Source organism: Streptomyces sp. UH6 (genome assembly GCF_013421635.1).
In the GTDB taxonomy this organism is placed as follows: domain Bacteria; phylum Actinomycetota; class Actinomycetes; order Streptomycetales; family Streptomycetaceae; genus Streptomyces; species Streptomyces abyssomicinicus.
In genome coordinates this window covers 1-2,189 of the sequence record NZ_JACADT010000949.1, presented here as the reverse complement: position 1 = coordinate 2,189, position 2,189 = coordinate 1, and the positions used below count along the sequence as shown (strand labels likewise).

Annotated in this window: 2 protein-coding genes; one reads left to right on the top strand and one right to left on the bottom strand. The window is 71.0% G+C overall.

Annotated elements, in window-relative coordinates; translation table 11 throughout:
• Positions 1-278 precede the first annotated feature (278 nt).
• Entirely contained in the window at positions 279-1,286 is a 1,008-nt protein-coding gene (locus HW445_RS27920; protein WP_180223641.1) for a stage II sporulation protein M, read from the bottom strand.
• A 212-nt stretch (positions 1,287-1,498) separates the two neighbouring features.
• Here HW445_RS27920 and HW445_RS27915 point away from each other — a divergent pair.
• On the top strand, positions 1,499-2,189 hold a 691-nt coding region (locus tag HW445_RS27915), incomplete at its 3' end, for an RDD family protein (protein ID WP_180223640.1).

Here is a 2,189-nt window from a genome sequence, read left to right as displayed (position 1 = left end):
CGGTGCTTTCCAGTCCGGCGCTTTCGCGCTTTCCTTTCCGGCGGTTCCGACTTTATCAGATGTTTTCAGCCGGTCTTACCGGCTTCGAATTCCGATTTATCGGGGGTTGCTTCTCCGAACTCTAGGTTGGGAAGCGACTCGGTAGATCCTACCGGCTGCCAGTGGATGCTCCGCACCGCTTCGGGCAACTGTTCAAATCTACCTCCCCAGACGTACCGCGTCAACGGCACTTCCGGGGGCGAGGAGGACACTAGCAGCTCCACGCTGCCCGATGCACATCAGGCGGCCGTGGGAGCCGCGGCGCTCCGGCCGGCCTCCTCGACGTCCCCCGTCTCGCCCGCTCGGACCGCGCGACCGCCGAGTACCCAGACGTAGGCCAGGAAAGCCAGCTCGACGACGACGCCGATGCCCACGCGCGCCCACGTCGGCAGGCCGGACGGCGTCACGAAGCCCTCGATCGCGCCGGCCACGAACAGCACCAGGGCCAGGCCGACCGCCATGCCGAGTGCGGCGCGTCCCTCCTCCGCCAGGGCTGCCCGTCGGGTGCGCGGGCCCGGGTCGATGACCGTCCAGCCGAGGCGGATGCCGGTGCCGGCGGCCACGAAGACGGCGGTGAGCTCGATCAGGCCGTGCGGCAGGACGAGGCCGAGGAAGACGTCGAGGCGTCCGGCGTCCGTCATCAGGCCGAAGCCGGCGCCGAGATTGAGCATGTTCTCGAAGAGGATCCAGATCACCGGCAGGCCGAGGAAGACGCCGAGGATCAGGCACATGGCGGCCGCCCGGGCGTTGTTCGTCCACACCTGGGCGGCGAAGGAGGCCGCCGGGTGGCTGGAGTAGTAGTTCTCGTACTCACCACCGGGCCGGGTCATCTCGCGCAGGTCGGCGTCCGTGCCGAACGCCGCCTGGACCTCGGGGTGGGTCGCTATCCACCAGGACAGCAGGATGCCGACGGCGACCGAGAGCAGTGCCGTCGGCACCCACCACCGGCGGGCCCGGTAGACCGCAGCCGGGAAGCCCTGGACGAGGAAGCGGGCGATGTCCTGCCACGAGGCCTTCCGGGTGCCGGTGACCTTGCTGCGGGCGCGGGCCACCAGTTGGCTGAGGCGGCCGGTGATCCGCGGGTCGGGGGCGCTGGACCTGATGACCGAGAGGTGTGTCGCCGCGCGTTGGTACAGGGAGACGAGTTCGTCCACCTCGGCCCCGGTCAGGCGGCGCCGGCGGTTCAGCAACGCTTCCAGACGGTCCCACTCGGCGCGATGGGTGGAGACGAAGACGTCCAGATCCATGGGGTGCGGCTGCTCCTCATCCTGTCCTCGGCCTGCTCCGGGTCTGCGTCAGGCTGCTTCGACCCGGACGGCCCTGCGGCGGCGTGGTGCACAGCTTGGCAGACTGACGGCCCGGACGTCAGTGCGGGACGGTTTCCCGGCCGACGGCCGGGACGCGGTACGGGCGGTCGGACAGCAGTCGGACGGCAGGGGCAGTGGGAAGGGGCGGGGCGATGAGTCAACTGGTGACCGGTGAGGCGGTGGCGCTGGAGGTACGGCCGGCGCAGTTCCCGAGCAGGGCGCTGGCGGTGGTCCTCGACCTGCTGGTCGCGCTGTTCGCCTGGTTCGTCGTGCTGATGCTGCTGTTCGCCACGCTGTCGTCGGTGGACGAGGCGGCGGCGGCCGCGCTGTCGGTCGGCACCTTCCTGCTGATCCCGATCGGCGCGCCCATCGCGGTGGAGACGCTGTCCCGCGGGCGTTCGCTGGGGAAACTGGCGCTCGGACTGCGGGTGGTGCGCGACGACGGCGGGCCCATCGGGTTCCGTCACGCGCTGGTCCGGGGGCTGCTGGGGATGTTCGAGATCCTGATGACCTTCGGTGTGGTCGCCTGCATCGCCTCCCTGGTGTCGACCCGTGGCAGGCGGCTCGGTGACGTGTTCGCGGGCACGATGGTGGTGCGGGAGCGGGTGCCGGACGGGCACCTCACGTCGACGCCTCCCCCGCCGCCCTGGCTGATGGGGCGCTACGCGGCGCTCGACCTGTCCGCCGTCCCGGACGACCTGTGGCTGGCGGTGCGGCAGTACCTGACGCGGCTCGGGCAGCTGGATCCCGTCGTCGGGCACGGCATGGCGCAGCGGCTGGCCACGGAGGTCGTCGCGCGGACGGGGGCGCAGGTGGAGGGCGTGCCGGCCCCGCAGTTCCTGG

Coding starts and splice junctions, on each gene's coding strand:
- HW445_RS27920 (WP_180223641.1), bottom strand. CDS start 1,286: ATGGATCTGGACGTCTTCGTCTCCACCCATCGCGCCGAGTGGGACCGT.